This is a genomic window from Janthinobacterium sp. UMAB-60 (assembly GCF_900095235.1).
GTDB lineage: Bacteria > Pseudomonadota > Gammaproteobacteria > Burkholderiales > Burkholderiaceae_D > Janthinobacterium.
On record NZ_LT607482.1, the window covers coordinates 393884 to 413615 of the forward strand.

At 63.5% G+C, this 19732-nt stretch carries 18 protein-coding genes; 17 read left to right on the plus strand and 1 reads right to left on the minus strand.

Annotated features, from left to right (window positions below; all coding sequences use genetic code 11):
- Positions 1-9: 9 nt before the first annotated feature.
- From paaD to K0F86_RS01895, 17 genes are all read left to right on the plus strand, one after another.
- Positions 10-525, plus strand: a complete 516-nt coding sequence (gene paaD, locus K0F86_RS01815) for a 1,2-phenylacetyl-CoA epoxidase subunit PaaD (RefSeq protein WP_219132939.1) — start codon at positions 10-12, stop codon at positions 523-525.
- 40 nt (positions 526-565) lie between these two features.
- The gene (paaE, locus tag K0F86_RS01820) at positions 566-1645 is read left to right on the plus strand and encodes a 1,2-phenylacetyl-CoA epoxidase subunit PaaE (RefSeq protein ID WP_219132668.1); all 1080 of its coding nucleotides are present in this window, start codon (positions 566-568) and stop codon (positions 1643-1645) included.
- 89 nt (positions 1646-1734) lie between these two features.
- Positions 1735-2526 (plus strand): 2-(1,2-epoxy-1,2-dihydrophenyl)acetyl-CoA isomerase PaaG, encoded by a 792-nt coding sequence (paaG, locus tag K0F86_RS01825; RefSeq protein ID WP_219132669.1) that lies wholly within the window; start codon positions 1735-1737, stop codon positions 2524-2526.
- Between the two features lies 1 nt (position 2527).
- A complete protein-coding gene (paaH, locus tag K0F86_RS01830; RefSeq protein WP_219132670.1) occupies positions 2528-4096 on the plus strand; it encodes a 3-hydroxyacyl-CoA dehydrogenase PaaH in 1569 nt (522 codons plus the stop codon).
- Positions 4086-4532, plus strand: coding sequence for a hydroxyphenylacetyl-CoA thioesterase PaaI (paaI, locus tag K0F86_RS01835; RefSeq protein ID WP_219132671.1), 447 nt, complete (start codon positions 4086-4088; stop codon positions 4530-4532). Before paaH ends, paaI begins: the two co-directional genes overlap by 11 nt.
- A 68-nt stretch (positions 4533-4600) precedes the next feature.
- Positions 4601-5929, plus strand: a complete 1329-nt coding sequence (gene paaK, locus K0F86_RS01840) for a phenylacetate--CoA ligase PaaK (protein WP_219132940.1) — start codon at positions 4601-4603, stop codon at positions 5927-5929.
- Positions 5930-5951: 22 nt separating this feature from the next.
- Positions 5952-7157 carry a 3-oxoadipyl-CoA thiolase gene (gene pcaF, locus K0F86_RS01845; RefSeq protein ID WP_219132672.1) on the plus strand — a complete coding sequence of 402 codons (1206 nt, stop codon included), beginning with the start codon at positions 5952-5954 and terminating at the stop codon, positions 7155-7157.
- A gap of 91 nt (positions 7158-7248) precedes the next feature.
- Positions 7249-8400 carry an ABC transporter substrate-binding protein gene (locus tag K0F86_RS01850; RefSeq protein WP_219132673.1) on the plus strand — a complete coding sequence of 384 codons (1152 nt, stop codon included), beginning with the start codon at positions 7249-7251 and terminating at the stop codon, positions 8398-8400.
- Positions 8401-8472: 72 nt separating this feature from the next.
- On the plus strand, positions 8473-9351 hold the full coding sequence (locus K0F86_RS01855; protein ID WP_219132674.1) for a branched-chain amino acid ABC transporter permease: 879 nt from the start codon (positions 8473-8475) through the stop codon (positions 9349-9351).
- On the plus strand, positions 9348-10331 hold the full coding sequence (locus K0F86_RS01860; RefSeq protein WP_219132675.1) for a branched-chain amino acid ABC transporter permease: 984 nt from the start codon (positions 9348-9350) through the stop codon (positions 10329-10331). Before K0F86_RS01855 ends, K0F86_RS01860 begins: the two co-directional genes overlap by 4 nt.
- 1 nt (position 10332) lies before the next feature.
- Complete coding sequence (locus K0F86_RS01865) at positions 10333-11088, plus strand: ABC transporter ATP-binding protein (RefSeq protein WP_086137156.1); 756 nt, start codon at positions 10333-10335, stop codon at positions 11086-11088.
- A complete protein-coding gene (locus K0F86_RS01870; protein WP_092796538.1) occupies positions 11088-11819 on the plus strand; it encodes an ABC transporter ATP-binding protein in 732 nt (243 codons plus the stop codon). Before K0F86_RS01865 ends, K0F86_RS01870 begins: the two co-directional genes overlap by 1 nt.
- 100 nt (positions 11820-11919) lie before the next feature.
- Positions 11920-12534, plus strand: coding sequence for a phenylacetic acid degradation protein PaaY (paaY, locus tag K0F86_RS01875; RefSeq protein ID WP_219132676.1), 615 nt, complete (start codon positions 11920-11922; stop codon positions 12532-12534).
- 96 nt (positions 12535-12630) lie between these two features.
- Positions 12631-14682, plus strand: a complete 2052-nt coding sequence (paaZ, locus tag K0F86_RS01880) for a phenylacetic acid degradation bifunctional protein PaaZ (protein ID WP_219132677.1) — start codon at positions 12631-12633, stop codon at positions 14680-14682.
- Positions 14683-15099: 417 nt separating this feature from the next.
- Entirely contained in the window at positions 15100-16365 is a 1266-nt protein-coding gene (locus K0F86_RS01885; RefSeq protein WP_219132678.1) for a hypothetical protein, read from the plus strand.
- A gap of 10 nt (positions 16366-16375) precedes the next feature.
- Positions 16376-16783: a hypothetical protein gene (locus K0F86_RS01890; protein WP_219132679.1), complete on the plus strand. Its 408-nt coding sequence runs from the start codon at positions 16376-16378 to the stop codon at positions 16781-16783.
- A gap of 60 nt (positions 16784-16843) precedes the next feature.
- Complete coding sequence (locus tag K0F86_RS01895; protein WP_219132680.1) at positions 16844-18418, plus strand: methyl-accepting chemotaxis protein; 1575 nt, start codon at positions 16844-16846, stop codon at positions 18416-18418.
- Between the two features lie 71 nt (positions 18419-18489).
- Here the strand turns inward: K0F86_RS01895 and K0F86_RS01900 are convergent, their stop codons facing one another.
- Positions 18490-19713: a Xaa-Pro peptidase family protein gene (locus K0F86_RS01900; protein ID WP_219132681.1), complete on the minus strand. Its 1224-nt coding sequence runs from the start codon at positions 19711-19713 to the stop codon at positions 18490-18492.
- Positions 19714-19732: the final 19 nt, after the last annotated feature.

The following is a 19732-nucleotide window of genomic DNA, read 5'->3' on the forward strand; positions in this document are numbered from 1 at the left end:
AACACGCCCATGGCAGCGCTGGACGCGGCCCAGGTCTGGGCCTGGCTGGGCGACGTGCCGGACCCGGAAATTCCCGTCATTTCGGTGGTGGACCTGGGCATCGTGCGTGCCGTCGATGTGGTCAGCAGCGAAGAGTGCATCGTGACGATCACGCCCACGTATTCGGGCTGCCCGGCCATGCAGGTGATCGCCGATGCCGTCACCGATGCCTTGCGCAGCCATGGCGTGGTCAAGGTGACGCTGGTGAACCAGCTGGCGCCCGCCTGGACCACGGACTGGATGAGCGAGGCGGGCAAGGCCAAGCTGAAAGGCTATGGCATCGCCCCGCCGCAGCAGCAGGTGATCGACATCAGTGGTTTGACAGGTGGTGTCAAGCGCCAGCCCATGCCGACGCTGGAGGTGATCTGCCCGAATTGCGGTTCCACGCATACGCAGCTGACCAGCCAGTTTGGCTCCACGCCGTGCAAGGCCCTGTACAAATGCCTGGCTTGCCGCGAACCGTTTGACTACTTCAAGTGCCACTAAAAAAATCAGGCACACGTTCCGAAGAAACTGGAGATGAAGCATGAGTAAATTTTATCCGCTGTGCGTATCGAACGTGCGCAATGAAACGCGCGACACCATCGCCATCACGTTCGACGTGCCAGCGGAACTGCAGCAGCAGTTCCGCTTCCAGCAGGGGCAGCACCTGACCCTGCGCGCCAATATCAATGCGGAAGACGTGCGCCGCTCGTATTCCATCTGTTCGGCGGTGCAGGACGGCACGCTGCGCGTGGCCATCAAGCGCACACCGGGCGGCGCCTTTTCGACCTGGGCGAACGACACACTGAAAGCCGGCGCCACCATCGAGGTGATGCCGCCCATGGGCCACTTCAACGTGCCGCTCGACTGCGTCAACCGCAAGCACTACCTGGCCTTTGCGGCCGGCAGCGGCATCACGCCCATCCTCTCCATCATCAAGACGACACTGCTGATGGAACCCTTGAGCCGCTTTACTGTGTTCTACGGCAACCGCGCTTCGTCTTCCGTCATCTTCAAGGAAGAATTGACGGACTTGAAGGATGTGTACCTGGAGCGTTTGAACCTGGTCTACGTGATGAGTCGCGAGCAGCAGGATATCGAGCTGTTCAACGGCCGCATCACGCAGGAAAAATGCGAGCAATTCCTGCAGCACTGGATCAAGGTAGAAGATTACGACAACGCGTTTATTTGCGGCCCGGAAGACATGATGCTCGGTGTTTCCGCCGCCCTGCAGGCGGCCGGCATGCCCAAGCAGAACATCAAGATCGAACTGTTCGCCGCCAGCATCCCGAAAAACTTTCATAAGCCGCGTGCGCAGCTGGCTGCGGATGCGGTGCGGGAAACGGAAGTGACCGTCATCATGGATGGCAACCACACCACCTTCACGATGGACAAGGACAAGGAATCCATCCTCGACGCGGGTCTGCGAGCGGGGCTGGACATGCGCTACTCATGCAAGGGTGGCGTGTGTTCGACCTGCCGCTGCAAGATCCTCGACGGCAAGGTCGAAATGGACGTCAACTACGCGCTGGAAGACTACGAAGTGGCGCGCGGCTTCGTCCTCAGTTGCCAGAGTTTTCCGCTGACCGACAAGGTGGTGGTCGACTTCGACCAAGCTGAGTAACATCAGACCCCAAGCGAAGACTGGGGTCGGACCCTCAGGGTCCGACCCCGGCACTTGCATCTGGGTTTAAAAAATTGAAGCGAGACGCCATGACCTACCAAAACATCCTCTTTACCATCGAGCAGGGTATCGCCACGCTCACCCTGAACCGTCCCGACAAGCTCAATAGCTTTACGCAAGCCATGCACGAGGAAGTGCGCCATGCGCTTGCGAAAGTGAACGCCGACAGCACCGTGCGCGTGTTCGTGCTGACGGGCGCGGGGCGTGGCTTTTGCGCGGGCCAGGATCTGTCCGACCGCGCCGTCGAACCAGGCTCGAAGGGCGTGGACCTGGGCGAGTCGGTGGAAAAAAACTATGCGCCGCTGGTGCTGGCCTTGAAAGCCTTGGCTATGCCCGTGATCTGCGCCGTCAACGGCGTGGCCGCCGGCGCGGGCGCCAACCTGGCACTGGCCTGCGACATCGTCATCGCCGGCAAGTCGGCCAGCTTCGTGGAAGTGTTCTGCAAGCTGGGCCTGATCCCGGACACGGGCGGCACCTTCTTCCTGCCGCGCCTGATCGGTTCGGCGCGTGCCATGGGCCTGGCCATGCTCGGCGAAAAACTGACGGCCGAAAAGGCGGAAGACTGGGGCTTGATCTGGAAATGCGTGGACGACGCGCAGCTGGCCGAAGAAACGCGCAAGCTGGCCGTGCACTTTTCCACGGCGCCGACCAAGGGCCTGGCCTACACCAAGCAGGCGCTGGCCGCCAGCGGTGCGAATACCCTGCCGCAGCAGCTGGCGCTGGAAGCGCGCATGATGAGCGATCTCGGTAACAGCGACGATTACCGCGAAGGCGTGGCCGCCTTCATGGAAAAGCGCGCACCGCAATTCAAGGGACACTGATATGACCGCATTGGCAAACAACAGTATCGTCGCCGTCATCGGCAGCGGCGCCATGGGCGCCGGCATCGCACAGGTGGCCGCGGCCGCCGGCTACAGGGTCAAACTGTACGACACGCGCGCGGAAGCGGTCAGCAAGGCCTTGCTCGATATCGGCAAGATGTATGCGAAGCTGGCCGAGAAGGGCCGCATGACGGCTGACGAAGCCACGGCCGCCACGGCGCGCCTGCAGGCGGCCGGCAGCCTGGCCGACATGAGCGATTGCGCCCTGGTGGTGGAAGCCATCGTGGAAAACCTCGACGTCAAGCGCGGCCTGTTCGCCGAACTCGAAGCGTTAGTCAGCGACGACTGCATCCTGGCGACGAATACCTCGTCGATTTCCGTGACGGCCATCGCCGCCAAGCTGCGCCGTCCGGAACGCCTGGTCGGCATGCATTTCTTTAATCCCGTTCCCCTGATGGCGCTGGTTGAAGTGATCAGTGGCCTGGCCACCAGCGAGCAGGTCGCCGCCACCGTCTACGACACCTCGATCGCCTGGGGCAAGAACCCCGTGCATGCGAAATCGACGCCGGGCTTCATCGTCAACCGTGTCGCCCGTCCGTTTTATGCGGAAGGCTGGCGCCTGTTGAACGAGCAGGCGGGCGACCCCGCCACCATCGATGCCGTGCTGCGCGAAGCGGGCGGTTTCCGCATGGGGCCATTCGAATTGATGGATCTGATCGGCCACGACGTGAATTTCTCCGTCACGCAATCCGTGTTCGGCGCCTACTTCAACGACCCGCGCTTCACGCCGTCCGTGCTGCAGCAGGAAATGGTCAACGCCGGTTTCCTGGGCCGCAAATCGGGCCGGGGCTTTTATCTGTACGGCGAAGGCGCCGCTGCCCCTGTGGCGCAGGCGGAAAGCGCGCAAGCGACCCCGGAATTCGTCGCCCTGTCGGCTGCCATCGGCGGCGATGGTCGTGGCCACAGCGGCGTCATCCGCAGCCTGGTGCAGCGGCTGGAGCAGGCGGGCATCACCGTCAGCCGCCGCGTGACGCAGGAAGGCCAGGCGCATGACGAGGCACCTGCCCTGCATTGCAACGGCGCCGCGATTTATCTGACCGACGGTCGCAGCGCCACCCAGCGCGCGCACGACAACCAGCATCCGGACACGGTGCTGTTCGACCTGGCGCTCGACTACGCCGGTGCCAAACGCATCGCCGTGGCCCGTGCGGACCAGTGCGGCGACGCCGCCTACGCGGCCGTCGTCGGCCTGTTCCAGGCGGCCGGTTTCATCGTCACGCGCCTGGACGACGTGCCTGGCCTGGCCGTCATGCGCACGCTCGCCATGCTGGCCAACGAAGCGGCCGATGCCGTCAACCAGGGCGTGTGCACGGTGGCTGCCGTCGATGTCGCCATGCAGAAGGGCGTCAATTACCCGCGCGGACCGCTGGCCTGGGCCGATGCTGTCGGCGTCCAGCATATCGTGACCGTGCTGCACCACCTGGCGCAAGGCTATGGCGAAGACCGCTATCGGGTCTCGCCGCTGCTGCGCCGCAAACTTGCCACTGGAGCGACGTTTCATGCCGAATGAAGATCACAACATGACGGCACAGGCATTGGCCGAAGCGGCCGCCGCCTCCATGCTGTCGCGCGATAACGCCACCGCCGCCATGGGCATCGCCCTGGCTGACGTGGGGCCCGGCCACGCGCGCATGACGATGACGGTGCGCCCAGACATGCTCAATGGCCACCAGACCTGCCACGGCGGCTTTATCTTTTCCCTGGCCGACAGTGCCTTCGCGTTTGCCTGCAACAGCTACAACATGAATACCGTGGGCGCCGGCTGCACCATCGATTACCTGGCGCCGGGACGTGAAGGCGACGTGCTCACGGCGCACGCCGTCGAGCAGGCGCTGGCGGGAAAGAGCGGTGTCTACGACGTCAAGGTCAGCAACCAGGATGGCCGCGCCATCGCGCTCTTCCGAGGCAAGTCGATCCGCGTGGCGGGTGAAGTCATTAGCGATTGAAGATACAAGAGCAGGCTTGAACTGCCGCCGCAGCTTTAAATAGTTAAAGAACCAATTAGGAGACAATGATGGTCCAACGAATTCCCGCCCCGAATGACCTCGAGCCGATCGAGCGCGCCAGCAAGGATGAACTGCAGGCGCTGCAGCTCGAACGCATGAAATGGACGCTCAAGCACGCGTATGACAACGTGCCCCATTACCGCGCCGCTTTTGATGCAGCGGGCGTGCATCCGGACGATCTCAAATCCTTGTCCGACCTGGCCAAATTTCCGTTCACGGACAAAAAAGTCTTGCGCGACAATTATCCGTTCGGCCTGTTTGCCGTGCCGCGCGAGCAAGTGGTGCGCATCCACGCGTCGAGCGGCACCACGGGCAAGGCCACGGTGGTCGGCTACACGCAGAACGACATCGATACCTGGGCCAATGTGGTGGCGCGCTCGATCCGCGCCGGCGGCGGCCGCGCGGGCGACATGGTGCATATCTCCTACGGCTACGGCCTGTTTACGGGCGGCCTGGGCGCGCACTATGGCGCCGAACGCCTCGGTTGCACGGTCATCCCGATGTCGGGCGGCCAGACGGAAAAGCAGGTGCAACTGATCCAGGATTTCAAGCCATCGATCATCATGGTCACGCCCTCGTACATGCTCAACATCATCGAGGAATTCACGCGCCAGGGTCTCGATCCGGCTGAATCGTCGCTGAAGGTGGGCATCTTCGGCGCCGAGCCGTGGACGGATGCCATGCGCTCGGAAATCGAGGCGCGCGCCGGCATCGACGCCGTCGACATCTATGGCCTGTCCGAAGTGATGGGGCCTGGCGTGGCGTCCGAATGCATCGAAAGCAAGGACGGTCCCGTCATCTGGGAAGACCATTTTTATCCCGAGATCATCGATCCGGAAACGGGCGAAGTGCTGCCGGACGGCGAAGAGGGCGAACTGGTGTTTACCTCCTTGTCGAAAGAGGCGCTGCCCATCATCCGCTACCGCACGCGCGACCTGACCCGCTTGCTGCCGCCGACCTCGCGGGCCATGCGCCGCATCGGCAAGATCACGGGCCGCTCCGACGACATGCTGATCATCCGCGGCGTGAACGTCTTCCCCACGCAGATCGAAGAGCTGATCCTCAAAATGCCGAAGCTGGCGCCGCAGTACCAGCTGGTCGTCACGCGCGACGGCCACCTCGACAAACTCGAAGTGATCGCTGAGCTGCGTATCGATCTTACTGCCACCCTCTCGGCCAGCGAGACCGATGGCCTGGCGCGCGAGCTGGAACACCGCATCAAGACGCATGTGGGCGTGAGCACGCGCGTGCGCCTGGTGGCCGCCGCCGGCATCGAACGCACCCTGACGGGCAAGGCCCGCCGCGTGGTTGACCAGCGCCCGAAGATTTTCTCCTGATAGCCCGAACAAGGAAGCAAACATGAACGAAGCCTTTATCTGTGACGCCGTGCGCACACCTTTCGGCCGCTACGGCGGTGCCTTGTCCAGCGTGCGCGCGGACGACCTGGGCGCGCTGCCAATCGCTGCGCTGATCGCCCGCAATCCTTCCGTCGACTGGTCCGCCATCGACGATGTGTTCTACGGCTGCGCCAACCAGGCGGGCGAAGACAACCGCAACGTGGGCCGCATGGCCGCGCTGCTGGCGGGCTTGCCGGCGGCAGTGCCGGCCAATACCATCAACCGCCTGTGCGGCTCCAGCCTGGACGCCGTCGGCATGGCCGCCCGCTCCATCAAGGCGGGCGAGGCGGAGCTGATCATTGCCGGCGGCGTGGAAAGCATGACGCGCGCGCCATTCGTGATGGGCAAGGCCGACAGCGCCTTTTCGCGCGCGGCGAAAATTGAAGACACGACCCTGGGCTGGCGCTTCGTCAACGGCAAGATGAAAACGCAGTACGGCATCGACACCATGCCGGAAACGGCGGAAAACGTGGCCGTGGAATTTGGCATCAGCCGCACCGACCAGGATGGTCTGGCCTTGCGCAGCCAGCAGCGCTGGGCCGCCGCCAACGCGGCTGGCGTCTTCGATCGCGAAATCGTGCCCGTCGCCGTGCCGCAGAAAAAAGGCGAACCGAAGATGGTGACGATGGATGAGCATCCGCGTCCCGATACCTCGCTGGAGATGCTGGCGAAACTGAAAGGCGTAGTCAAGGCCGACGGCACGGTCACGGCCGGCAACGCCTCGGGCTTGAACGACGGCGCCTGCGCCATTCTGCTGGCGTCCGCCGCCGCCGTGGATAAATACAAATTGACGCCGCGCGCAAAGGTGCTGGGCATGGCCACGGCCGGCCTGGCGCCGCGCATCATGGGTTTTGGGCCTTCGCCGGCGTCGCGCAAGGTGCTGGCGCAGACAGGATTGACCATCGAACAGATGGACGTCATCGAACTCAATGAAGCGTTTGCGGCGCAGGCGCTGGCCGTCACGCGCGACCTGGGCCTGGCCGACGACGCGGCCCACGTGAATCCGAATGGCGGCGCGATCGCCATCGGCCATCCATTGGGCGCATCGGGCGCGCGCCTGGTGATGGCGGCGCTGAACCAGCTGGAACGCACGGGCGGGCGCTATGCGCTGTGCACCATGTGCATCGGCGTGGGGCAGGGTATTGCTGTCGTCATTGAACGCGTATAAACGAGTAAAAACAAAGTAAAAACAAAAGGCGCAGGCTTGCAAAAAAGCGCCAACCATAATTGACCGTAGTGCCAACCTGGTGGAGACCACAATGATTGCCAATATTTTCAAGAAAACCCTGATCGCCGGCGTGCTGGCCATGTCCGCCGCGGGCGCGTATGCGGCCGAGAACATCAAGATCGGTTCCGTGCTGTCCGTCACGGGACCTGCCGCCTTTCTGGGCGACCCCGAACTGAAAACCCTGCAGCTGTATATCGAGAAAATCAATGCGGCCGGCGGCGTCCTGGGGCGCAAGCTGGAACTGGTGCACTACGATGACGGCAGCGATGCGGCCAAGGCCAACGGTTTTACCAAGCGCCTGATCGAGTCGGACAAGGTCGATGTGCTGATCGGCGGCACCACCACCGGCGCGACGATGGCGATGGCGCCGCTGGTGGAGCGTGCCAGCATGCCGTTCATTTCGCTGGCGGGCGCCGTGGTCATCATCGATCCCGTGAAAAAATGGGTGTTCAAGACGCCGCATACGGACCGCATGGCAGCCGAGAAGGTGTTCGAGGACATGAAGAAGCGCGGCATCAGCAAGGTCGGCCTGCTGTCGGAAACGAGCGGCTTCGGCGCCTCGGGCCGCAAGGAATCGCAGATCGTCGCCTCCAAATATGGCATCACCCTGGTGGCCGATGAAACCTACGGTCCGAAAGACACGGACATCACGGCGCAGCTCACGCGCATCAAGAATACGGCCGGCGTGCAGGCCGTCTTCGTCTTCGGCCTGGGCCAGGGGCCGGCCGTGGTGACCAAGAACTACGGCCAGCTGGGCATGTCCGCGCTGCCGTTGTACCAGTCGCACGGCGTGGCGTCGGACGAGTATCTGAAGCTGTCGGGCAAAGCCGCCGAAGGCGTGCGCCTGCCGACGCCAGCCCTGCTGATCGGCGCCATGCTGCCCGACAGCGACGCGCAGAAGGCCATCGTGGTCGGCTACGACAAGACGTATAAAGAGCGCTACAAGATCGATCCGTCGACCTTTGGCGGCTATGCGCTCGATGCCCTGAACCTGTCGGTGGACGCCATCAAGCGCGCCGGCGGCACGGACCGCGAAAAAGTGCGCACGGCACTGGAACAGACCAAGGGTTTTGTCGGCACCACCGGTGTCTTCAACATGTCGGCCAAAGACCATATGGGCCTGGACCTGTCGGCGTTCCGCATGGTGGAAGTGAAGAACGGCGAATGGCAATTGTCGAAATAATGTAAGCCAGAAGTACCTGCGCGGACTGCCCTCGAAGGCGGTCCGCGCGTAGCCGAACATAATGGAGACACCATGGAAGTCGCTCAATTTCTACAATTTCTGTATTCCGGGATGACGGTCGGTTCCGCCTACGCGCTGGCGGCGCTGGGCTTTACCATCATCTACAACACCAGCGGCGTGATCAATTTCGCGCAAGGCGAATTCATCATGCTGGGCGGGATGCTGGCCGCCGTGATGTCGGCCGCCGGCGTGCCGCTGCCGCTGGCCATCATCCTGGCCGTCATCGCCACGGGCCTGGTGGGCCTGCTGATGGAAAAAACCGTGATCGAACCGGCGCAAAATGCGCAGGTCATCACCCTGTTGATCATCACCATCGGCGCCTCGCTGGTGCTGCGCGGCCTGGTGCAAATCTGGCTGGGCAAGGATACGCATACACTGCCCGCCTTTTCCGGCGATACGCCGATCGAATTTTTGGGCGCCAGCCTGCTGCCGCAAAGCCTGTGGGTGCTGGGCGTGACCATCGTCATCGTGCTGGTGCTGGGCTGGTTCTTCGGTCGCACCCTGATGGGCAAGGCCATGCTGGCCACCTCGCACAACAAGCTGGCTGCGCAACTGGTGGGCATCAACACGCGCAAGGTGCTGCTGTTTTCGTTCGGCCTGTCGGCCTTGCTGGGCGCGGCGGGCGGCATCCTCGTCGCGCCGATCACGTATACCTCGTATGACGCGGGCATCATGCTGGGCCTGAAAGGCTTTGTCGCTGCCGTATTGGGTGGCCTCGGTGGCGGCGCCGGCGCGATTGCCGGTGGCCTGATCCTCGGCATCGCCGAAGCCATGACGGCCGGCTACATCTCCTCGGCCTACAAGGACGCCGTGCCGTTCGTGCTGATCTTGTTGATCCTGTTCTTCCTGCCGCAAGGCTTGTTTGGCGCTAAAAATTCGGAGCGTGTATGACCAACTTTTTGACACGCTCGCGCCATGGTGGCTTGCTGGTGCTGGCCCTGGTGCTGGCCATCCTGCCGCTGTTCCTCACCAATGCGTTCTATTATGACGTGGCGATCCGCATCGCCCTGAACGCCATCGTCGTCATCGGCCTGAACCTCTTGATGGGCTACACGGGCCAGATCAGCCTGGGTCACGCGGGTTTCTATGGCCTGGGTGCGTATGCATCGGCCGTGTTGACCACGCACTACGGCTGGCCGCCGCTCGCCGCCCTGGCCGCCGGCGCCGTCGCCACGGGCTTGCTGGCCTTGCTGCTGGCCCGCCCCGTATTGAAACTCAAGGGCCATACCCTGGCCATGGCGACCCTGGGCCTGGGCATCATCATTTCCATCGTCATCAACAACGAGACGCAATGGACGGGCGGCCCCGATGGCATCGGGGTCTCCGCCTTCAGTGTCGCCGGACTGGAAATCGCCGGTGAAAAATCGTGGTACCTGGTGTGCGCCGTGCTGCTGTTGCTGGTCACCTGGCTGGCGCTGAACCTGATCGATTCGCCCGTCGGCCGCGCGCTGCAGGCGATCCACGGCTCGGAAGTGGCGGCCCGCGTGGTCGGTGTCGACACGACGCGCTTCAAGGTGCGCGTGTTCGTGCTGTCGGCCGTCATCGCCAGCATCGCGGGCAGCATCAGCGCCCATTACATCGGTTTCATCACGCCCAACCTGGCCGGCTTTTTCCACTCGATCGAGCTGGTGACGATGGTGGTGGTGGGCGGCATGGCGTCGATCTTCGGCTCCATCATCGGCGCAGCGCTGTTGACGATCCTGCCGCAACTGCTGTCCAGTTTTGAAGGCTGGGAGACGGTGGTGTTTGGCGTGATCCTGATGGCCACCATGATCTTCATGCCCAAGGGCCTCGTACCGAGCCTGGCCAGCCGTTCGCGCAAGCGGGCAGGGGGGCCCAAGGCGCCCGCCAAACCGGCACAGGAGGTGTGAGATGCTGACGATTAACAACTTGAGCAAGAGCTTCGGCGGCGTGCACGCGGTGCAGGACGTGAGCTTCACCGTCAAGGAAGGCAATATCCATTCCGTGATCGGGCCGAACGGCGCCGGCAAGACGACCTTGTTCAATTTGATCACGGGCGTCTACACGCCGACCAGGGGCGAGATCCTGCTGAATGGGGAAAACGTGGCCGCCATGCCGCCCGATGCGCTGGCGCGGCGCGGCATGAGCCGTACCTTCCAGAACCTGCAGGTGTGCATGAACATGACGGCCATCGACAATGTGATGGTGGGCGCGCACCTGCGCCTGAACCAGAACCTGTTCGCCTCCATGCTGCGTTTGCCGTCCGTGCGTCGCGCGGATGCGGCTTGCCGCGACGAGGCGGCGGGCTTGATGGAGTTTGTCGGCGTGGGCCGGCATATCGACGACGAGGCGGGACAGATGTCGTATGGCGCCTTGAAACGCCTTGAAATCGCCCGCGCGCTGGCGGCCAAGCCGAAAGTGCTGCTGCTCGATGAGCCGGCCGCGGGCTTGAACCACACGGAGACGGGCGAGATCGAAGCCTTGATACGCAAGGTGGCGCAATCGGGCGTGACGGTGGTGCTGGTCGAGCATGACATGAAACTGGTGATGAATTTGTCGGACCATATCCTGGTGCTCGACTATGGCAAGAAGCTGGCCGAAGGGACCGCCGCCGAAGTGCGCGCCAATCCCGACGTGGTGGCGGCATACCTGGGAGTGGCGGCATGATGAAGATGGAAAAACCTCAAACTCCGCTGGTGCTCGATATCGCCGGCCTGACCAGCCATTACGGCCGCATCCAGGCCCTGCACGGCATCGACCTGCAAGTGCGCCAGGGCCAGTTGGTGGCGCTGGTGGGCGCGAATGGCGCTGGCAAGACGACCCTGCTGCGCGCCATTTCCGGCGTGCAGCCGATCAGCGCGGGCAGCATCGCCTTCGCCGGCCAGGACGTCAGCCGCATGAGCGCCGACAAGCGCGTGCGCAGCGGCATTTGCCAGGTGCCGGAAGGGCGCCAAGTGTTCGGCCCCATGACGGTGGAAGACAATCTGCGCCTGGGCGCCTTTACGCGCCCCGCGCAGGACGTGGCCGGCGACATGGAGCGCATGTATGGGCTGTTCCCGATCCTGAAGGAAAAGCGCTTGCTGCTGGCCGGTACGCTGTCCGGCGGACAGCAGCAGATGCTGGCCATGGCGCGCGCGCTGATGGGGCGCCCGCAACTGCTGCTGCTCGATGAACCGAGCATGGGCCTGGCCCCGCTCCTGATCGCGGAAATTTTCCGCATCGTGGCCGAGCTGCGCGACCAGGGCATCACCATCTTCCTCGTCGAGCAGAACGCGCACGCGGCCCTGTCGATCGCCGACGTCGGCTATGTGATCGAGACGGGCGCCATCACCTTGTCCGGTCCCGGTCCCGAATTGCTGCATAACGAGCAGGTACAAAGTGCCTATCTGGGCATGTAACCCAAGAGCAGAGACTGGGGTCGGACCCTGAGGGTCCGACCCCGGCAGTTGAGGTCTTGGGCTGAAAGCACGCTTTATCTCAAGGCATATAGGAGTTTTTATGGTCAAAGTCTACGAAATCAACGGCGTCACCCCCGTCGTCCACCCCAGCGCCTACGTGCACCCGTCGGCCGTGCTGATCGGCGATGTGATCGTCGGCCCGCGCTGCTATATCGGTCCGCTGGCCTCGATCCGCGGCGACTTCGGCCGATTGATCCTGGAAGAGGGCGCGAATCTGCAGGATACCTGCGTCATGCACGGTTTTCCCGGCTGCGACACGGTGGTCGAAGTCGATGGTCATATCGGCCACGGCGCCGTGCTGCATGGCTGCCGCATCGGCCGCAATGCGCTCGTCGGCATGAACGCCGTGGTGATGGACAACGCCATCATCGGCGAGGAATCCATCGTCGCCGCCATGAGTTTCGTCAAGGCGGGCATGATCGTCGCGCCGCGCAGCATGGTGGTCGGCACGCCCGCCAAGGCGATACGGTCGCTGACCGACGATGAAATCAAATGGAAAAGCTCGGGCACGGGCCAGTACCACGAACTGGCCGTGCGCTCGATGCAGACGATGCGCGAGGTGGACGCCTTGACGGAAGTCGAGGCGAACCGCCAGCGCCTCAATTTTGAATCCGCATTGCCGCTGCACTTGCACAAGAACGCCGCCGCGCAATAAATAATATGGGCGTAGGTCGGATTAGCGGGGCAGCGCCCCGCGTAATCCGACACCACCACCAACGTCACCAACACCCTCGTTTTACGGAGAAACCACATGGCTCACATATCCACTTTGCAAAGCCTGATCGCCGGCCGCTGGCTGGGCGAAAGCGCCGCCGTGCCCCTGCATAGCGCCTTGAACAACCGCGTCATCTATCACACGCATGCGGAAAAGATCGACTTCGACGAAGCCGTCACGTATGCGCGCAAGACGGGCGTGCCGGGCCTGATGGCGCTGGATTTCCAGCAGCGCGCCGCGCGCCTGAAGGCATTGGCCCTGTACTTGGTCGAGCGCAAGGAAGAACTGTATGCGATCTCGCACCTGTCGGGCGCCACGCGCGCTGATAGCTGGGTCGATATCGAAGGCGGCACGGGCACGCTGTTCGCCTACGCCAGCATGGGCAGCAACGAGCTGCCGTCGTCGAACGTGCTGCATGAAGGCCCGGCCATCGCGCTGGGCAAGAAGGGCGGTTTCGCCGGCACGCACATCCTGGTGCCGCGCGGCGGCCTGGCCGTGCACATCAACGCCTTCAATTTCCCCATCTGGGGCTTGCTGGAAAAATTCGCGCCGAGCTTCCTGGCGGCCATGCCCTGCATCGCCAAGCCGGCCACGGCGACGAGCTACCTGACGCAAGCCGTCGTGCGCATGATGCATGAGTCGGGCTTGCTGCCGGCCGGCAGTTTGCAGCTGGTGATCGGTTCCACGGGCGACTTGCTGGACCGCCTGAATGGCCAGGATTTCGTCACGTTTACGGGATCGGCCGCCACGGCCGCCAAGCTGCGCACGAATTCCAACCTGATCGCCCAGTCCGTGCCCTTTAACGGCGAAGCCGATTCGCTCAACTGCGCCATCCTGGCGCCGGACGTCACGCCCGATGATGTGGAGTTCGATCTGTTCGTCAAGGAAGTGGTGCGCGAAATGACGGGCAAGTCGGGCCAGAAGTGCACGGCGATCCGCCGCATCATCGTGCCCGAGCACTTGATGGACGCCGTCGGCACGCGCTTGCGCGAACGCCTGGCCAAGGTGGTGGTGGGCGATCCGTCCATCGAGGGCGTGCGCATGGGCGCGCTGGCGTCGAAGGAACAGCAAAGCGACGTGGCCGAACGGGTCGCCACGCTGTCGCAGGGTAACGAGGTGGTATTCGGCGCGGCCGACGGTTTCAGTCCCCTGGGCGATGGCGCGCAGGACGGCAGCTTCTTCTCGCCGACCTTGCTGCTGTGCCGCGACGCGTTTGGCAACGACGCCGTGCATGACGTGGAAGCGTTTGGCCCCGTCAGCACCATGATGGGCTACAAGGACATCGATGAAGCGCTGGCCCTGGCCGCGCGCGGCAAGGGCAGCCTGGTGAGCACTCTGGTGACGCGCGATCCGAAGATCGCCGCGCGCGTGGTGCCGCACGTGGCGGCCACGCATGGCCGCGTGCATGTGCTCGAGCGCGTGGCCTCCGTCGATTCGACGGGCCATGGCTCTCCCCTGCCGCAGCTGAAGCACGGCGGCCCTGGCCGCGCGGGCGGCGGCGAGGAACTGGGCGGCGTGCGCGCCGTGCGCCACTACCTGCAACGGGCGGCCGTGCAAGGCTCGCCGACCATGCTGGCGGCGATCACGGGCGAATACGTGCGCGGCGCGGATGTCAACGAAAGTCCGATCCACCCGTTCCGCAAGCACTTCGAGGACCTGAAGACGGGCGATTCGCTGCTTACGCACCGCCGCACGGTCAGCGAAGCGGACATCGTCGCCTTCGGCGGCATTTCGGGCGATTTCTTCTACATGCACTTCGATGAAATCGCGGCGAAAGAGTCGCAGTTTGGCAAGCGCATCGCCCACGGCTACTTCGTGCTGTCGGCCGCCGCCGGCCTGTTCGTCTCGCCTGGCGTCGGTCCCGTGCTGGCCAACTATGGCCTGGACAACCTGCGCTTCGTCGCCCCCGTCGCCATCGGCGACACCATCCGCGCGCGCCTGACCTGCAAACGCAAGGTCGACCGTAACCGCAAGGACGTCTTCGGCGTGGGCCAGGGCGTGGTGGCGTGGGACGTGCAGGTGACGAACCAGAACGAAGAACTAGTGGCCAGCTACGATATTCTGACCCTGGTGTCGAAGCGCGAATAAGCGTCTTCTGCAGGACTGGTTTGAACGGCGCCGCCCGCGATCTTCGCGCGGGCGGCGCTTTTTTATGGGCGCCACACGGTTCAGGTGCAGGCTAATTATTTTTCTCTTGAATTATCCATAAGTGTATGAAAAATATAGCGAAAGTGTGGTTTTGCACGGCGTGCTATTTAGATAAACCCCTCTAGAACGCGTGCTTTTTTCGTGAAAAGGGGGCAATTCGCTCATTGCCTCAAGAAAACTTTCCAACGTAAAACCTTTTCTCTGTAGCATGGTTTTACTCACTGGTCACACCGCCAAGCACGCTCCACGCCGCGCTGGCGGCGCGAAAAAAACGGACCCGGCCTTTTACGGCCGGTGAGCCATCGACCTCGAGTCCACTCCACGATTAATGTTCACCGTTACGGGTATTTAATTACTATGAATAAACACGTCCTGATTTTTCTGATGGCCATGCCCTTGGCCATCAGTCATGCCTACGCTGAAGATGCTGCCAGCGGCCCGACCGTCAAGATCAGCGGTTTCGGCACCGCCGCGCTGACTGTGGCCGATACCGACAACGCGCAGTTCGCGCGCCCGAACCAGGCTGCCGGTGCGGGCCGCACCGCCCGCACGGGCGTCGATTCCAACCTGGGATTGCAGGCCAATGTCACCGTCAATCCCTGGTTGTCGGCCACCGTACAAGGCCTGGCGCGCAAGGATGGCGAAGATGATTTCGGCGCCGAACTGGCGTGGGCCTTCGCCAAGGCCAAGGTGTCGGACAGCTTCAGTGTGCGCGTTGGCCGCATGGGTCTGCCCGTCTTCATGATTTCCGATTACCGTAACGTGGGCTATGCCAACACCATGCTGCGCCCACCGGGCGAAATGTATTCGCAGGTACCGCTGAACAGCATCGACGGCATCGACGGCACTTACCAGTTCAGCGCGGGCGACACCAGCATCACCACGCAGCTGGCGCTGGGCCGCACCAAGGCCACCCTGGCCACGGGACCCGCTTCGACCGTGCAGGTGGAAGGCAAGTCCATCGTCGCCCTCAACGTGGTGGCCGAACATGGCCCCCTCACCGTGCGTTTCGGCCGCGCCGAGACCAAGCTGACGATCAACGATTCGCCCAGCCTGAACACCCTGATGGGCAGCTTGCGCGCGGCCGGCGGCGGCTACAAGATCGCCCAGCTGGGCGCCCTGGCCGATGCGCTGGAAGTCAAGGACAAGAAAGCGTCCTTCACGTCCGTGGGCCTGGGCCTGGACTGGAACAATGTGCTGCTGCAGTCCGAATATGCGAAGCGCAAGACGGACAGCTATGTCAGCGACAGCACCTCGTGGTACGTGATGGGCGGCTATCGCATCGGCGCCTTCCTGCCGTACTACAGCCACGCCAGCCTGAAGGCCGATGGCCGCGTGAACAACACCGTGCCCGCATCCTGCCCTGCCGGCTATCCGGCCGCCTGCACGCCGACCCTGCGCGCCCTGTCGGCCGGCGTCGACACCCTCGCTTATATGCGCAACCAGCTGGAGCAATCGACGGACAGCATCGGCGTGCGCTGGGACTTCCACCGTTCGGCCGCGCTGAAAGTGCAGATCGACCGCATCAGGCCGAAGAATGGCCCGGGCCTGTTCGTGCAAGCCAAGCCAGGCTTCCATGGCCCTGTCACGGTGGCTGCCGCCGCCATCGATTTCGTTTTCTAAGGAGTGCCGCATGAAACCATTGATTGTGAATGTGGCTGCCTTGCTGGCCTTGTCGATGAGCGTGCCCGTCATGGCCGAAGTGGTCGTGGTGGTCAATCCGAAGAGCGCCGCCGGCGCGATGACGAATGAACAGGTGGCGCAATTTTTCCTCGGTAAATCGACGGCCATGACGCCGATCGACCAGCCGGAAAGCGCCCCCGTGCGCGCCGAGTTCTACAAGAAGGTGACGGACAAGGAACCGTCGCAAGCGAAGGCCCTGTGGTCCAAGCTGGTCTTCACGGGCAAGGCGACCTTGCCGAAGGAAGTAGCCAATAGCGCCGACGTGAAGAAGGCCGTGGCGGCCGATCCGAAAGCCATCGGCTATATCGAGAAGAGTGCCGTCGACGGCACCGTCAAAGTGGTGCTGACGGCGCCATAAAGCCGGTTCGGGCCGCACGCCATGCGGCGGCCCGATAATTCATCAAATCAGGAGACAGCAATGAGCATCAAACGCAAGATATGGGCGCTGCCCGTCGTCTCGGCCGTGATTTTCGGGCTGGGACTGGCCGTCAGTGCCTATCTGTCCACGGCCACGCTCAATTCCATTCACGCTACCGAAAGTGCCGACTATCCCGTGCTCGACATGGCCAAGTCGCTGACCCTGGACGTGGCCGCCGTCGGCGACGCCCTGCGCGATGCCGTCAGCGAAGGCGACAAGGAGCGCATCGGGCAAGTCGGCGGCCAGGCCGTCAAGCTGCGCGCCAAGCTGGGCGACTTTGCGGCGATCCCCGGCCAGCGCGAACAGGGCCTGCGCCTGGCAAAGGAATTCGATGCCTACTATGCGCCGGCGCTGAGCGCGGCGCGCATCATGCTGGAAATGGAAGAGGGCGACCCGCAAGCGACCGTGGCGCGCATGCAGGGCGCGCTGGCGGTGCTCAACACGGACCTGGCAAAGACCAACGAGCAGGCGCAATTGCAATTCAAGCGGGGCATCGAGCGCAGCGCCGCCAACGTGCGCAATGCGCTCAATACCAGCATCGCCGTGGCGCTGGCCGTGATCGTCTGCCTGGTGGCCGTATCGCATTTCGTCGTGCGCGCCATCTGGCAGCAGCTGGGCGGCGAACCCGAATATGCGCGCCAGATCGCGCGCGCCGTGGCCGATGGCGACCTCTCGATGCACATCGAGACCGAAGCGGGCGACCAGGCCAGCTTGCTGGCGGCGCTGAAGGACATGCGCGCCAAGCTCGGTGGCATGGTCTCCGACATCAAGGCATCGGCTGAAACCATCCAGGTGGCCAGCGCTGAAATCGCGCAGGGCAATGCGGACCTGGCCGCGCGCACGGAATCGCAGGCGGGCAGCCTGGATCAGACGGCGCGCAGCATGGATAGCCTGACTTCCACCGTGCGCGACAACGCCGCCAATGCGGGGCAGGCGCATGCACTGGTGGTGTCGGCCTCCTCGGTTGCCGTGAAGGGCGGGCAAGTGGTCAGCCAGGTGGTCACCACCATGGGCGAGATCAACGATTCGTCGAAACGCATCGTCGACATCATCGGCGTGATCGACGGCATCGCTTTCCAGACGAATATCCTGGCCTTGAACGCGGCCGTGGAAGCGGCGCGCGCGGGCGAACAGGGACGCGGCTTTGCCGTGGTGGCATCCGAAGTGCGCAACCTGGCACAGCGCAGCGCGGCAGCGGCGCGCGAGATCAAGCAATTGATCGGCGATTCGGTGGCCAAGGTGAACGTGGGTTCGAAGCTGGTCGACGAGGCGGGGCTGACCATGGGGCAGATCGTCGATTCCGTGAAAAAGGTGGCCGACATCATGGCCGAGATCAGTGCAGCCAGCCAGGCGCAAAGCGCCGGCATCGGCGACATCGGCGTGGCCATCGGCAGCATGGACCAGATGACGCAGCAAAATTCCGCGTTGGTGGAAGAGGCGTCGGCGGCCGCCGAATCGCTGCAGGAACAGGCCGTGCAACTGGGCGCGGCGCTGGCCGTGTTCAAGCTGGCGCAGGGGGGCGCTGTGTCGGATTACGCGCAGAGCGCTAATCCGACCTACCTGGCATTGCGGTGATACCAGCTTGACCTGCATGGCATATGCGTAGGTTGGATTAGCGCAGCGTAATCCAACACAGGAGCACAGGCTTACGCGCGCAAGCCGAACGGATCGTCGATGCTGTGCGCCGGCTGCGTGAACCAGCGCGGACCGTCTTGCGTCATGTAGAAATGGTCTTCGTGGCGGATGCCGAATTCGCCGGGGATGCAGATCATCGGCTCGTTCGAGAAGCACATGCCCACGTCGAGCGGCGTCGTGTCGTTGCCCACCAGGTAAGGCCACTCGTGGATATCGAGGCCGATGCCGTGGCCCGTGCGGTGCGGCAGGCCCGGCAGCTTGTAGCCGGGACCGAAGCCGTCCGCTTCCAGCGACACGCGGGCAGCGCGGTCCACGTCGCCGCACGGCACGCCCAACTGGGCGGCCGCGAAAGCCGCGGCCTGGGCCGCCTTTTCGCTGTTCCACACGCTGCGCTGGCGTTCGCTGATAGCCCCAAACACATAGGTGCGCGTGATGTCGGAGATGTAGTTCATCACCTGGCAACCCGTGTCGATCAGCACCGTGTCGCCCGCCTTCAAGGTCTGCACGTAGTTGACGCCATGCGGGTAGGCGGTCGCTTCGCCGAACAGCACGATGCAAAAATACGAGCGTGGCGCTCCCACCTTGCGGTGCGCGCGCTGGATGAATTCCTCCACTTCCACCGTCGTGATGCCTTCGTGCAGCATGCTTGCCGTGGCCACGTGCACGGCCAGGGTCATGTCCATCACGCGCTGCATCAGGGCGATTTCGGCGGCTGACTTGCGGCTGCGGCAGTACGCCGTGACGGCGCGTGCGTTTTCCAGCGCGTAGCCGGGAGCCAGCGGCCGGATGCCGTCATAGATGAAGAAGGCGGCGCTTTCGCAGATGCCCACGCGCGGCGGTTGATTCGCATCCTGGGCTACCCCCATGCGCGCCAGCACGTCGACGAACAGCTGGTACGGGCTTTCATGCTCTTCCCAGCAATTGACCTTGCCCTCGATGAGCATGAAGCCCGTCAAGGTGCTTTCCTCGAAGGCAGGGGCGATGTATTCGATCTCGCCGCTGGCTGGCAGGATGGCGCCCACCATGCGTTCGCTGGCATACCATTTGGTACCCGTAAAATAGGTGAGGTTGGCGCCCGCGTTCAGGTAGATCGCGGTGATGCCCTGGTCGCGCATGAACGCTTGCGCCCTGGCGATACGTTGCGCATGTTCGGCCTTGCCGATGGCGACCATGCCGCCCGTCATGTCCGACAGCGATGCCAATGCCTGTTCGATGGAAGTGCCACCTATGCTCATGCCTGCTCCTTTGTTCGAT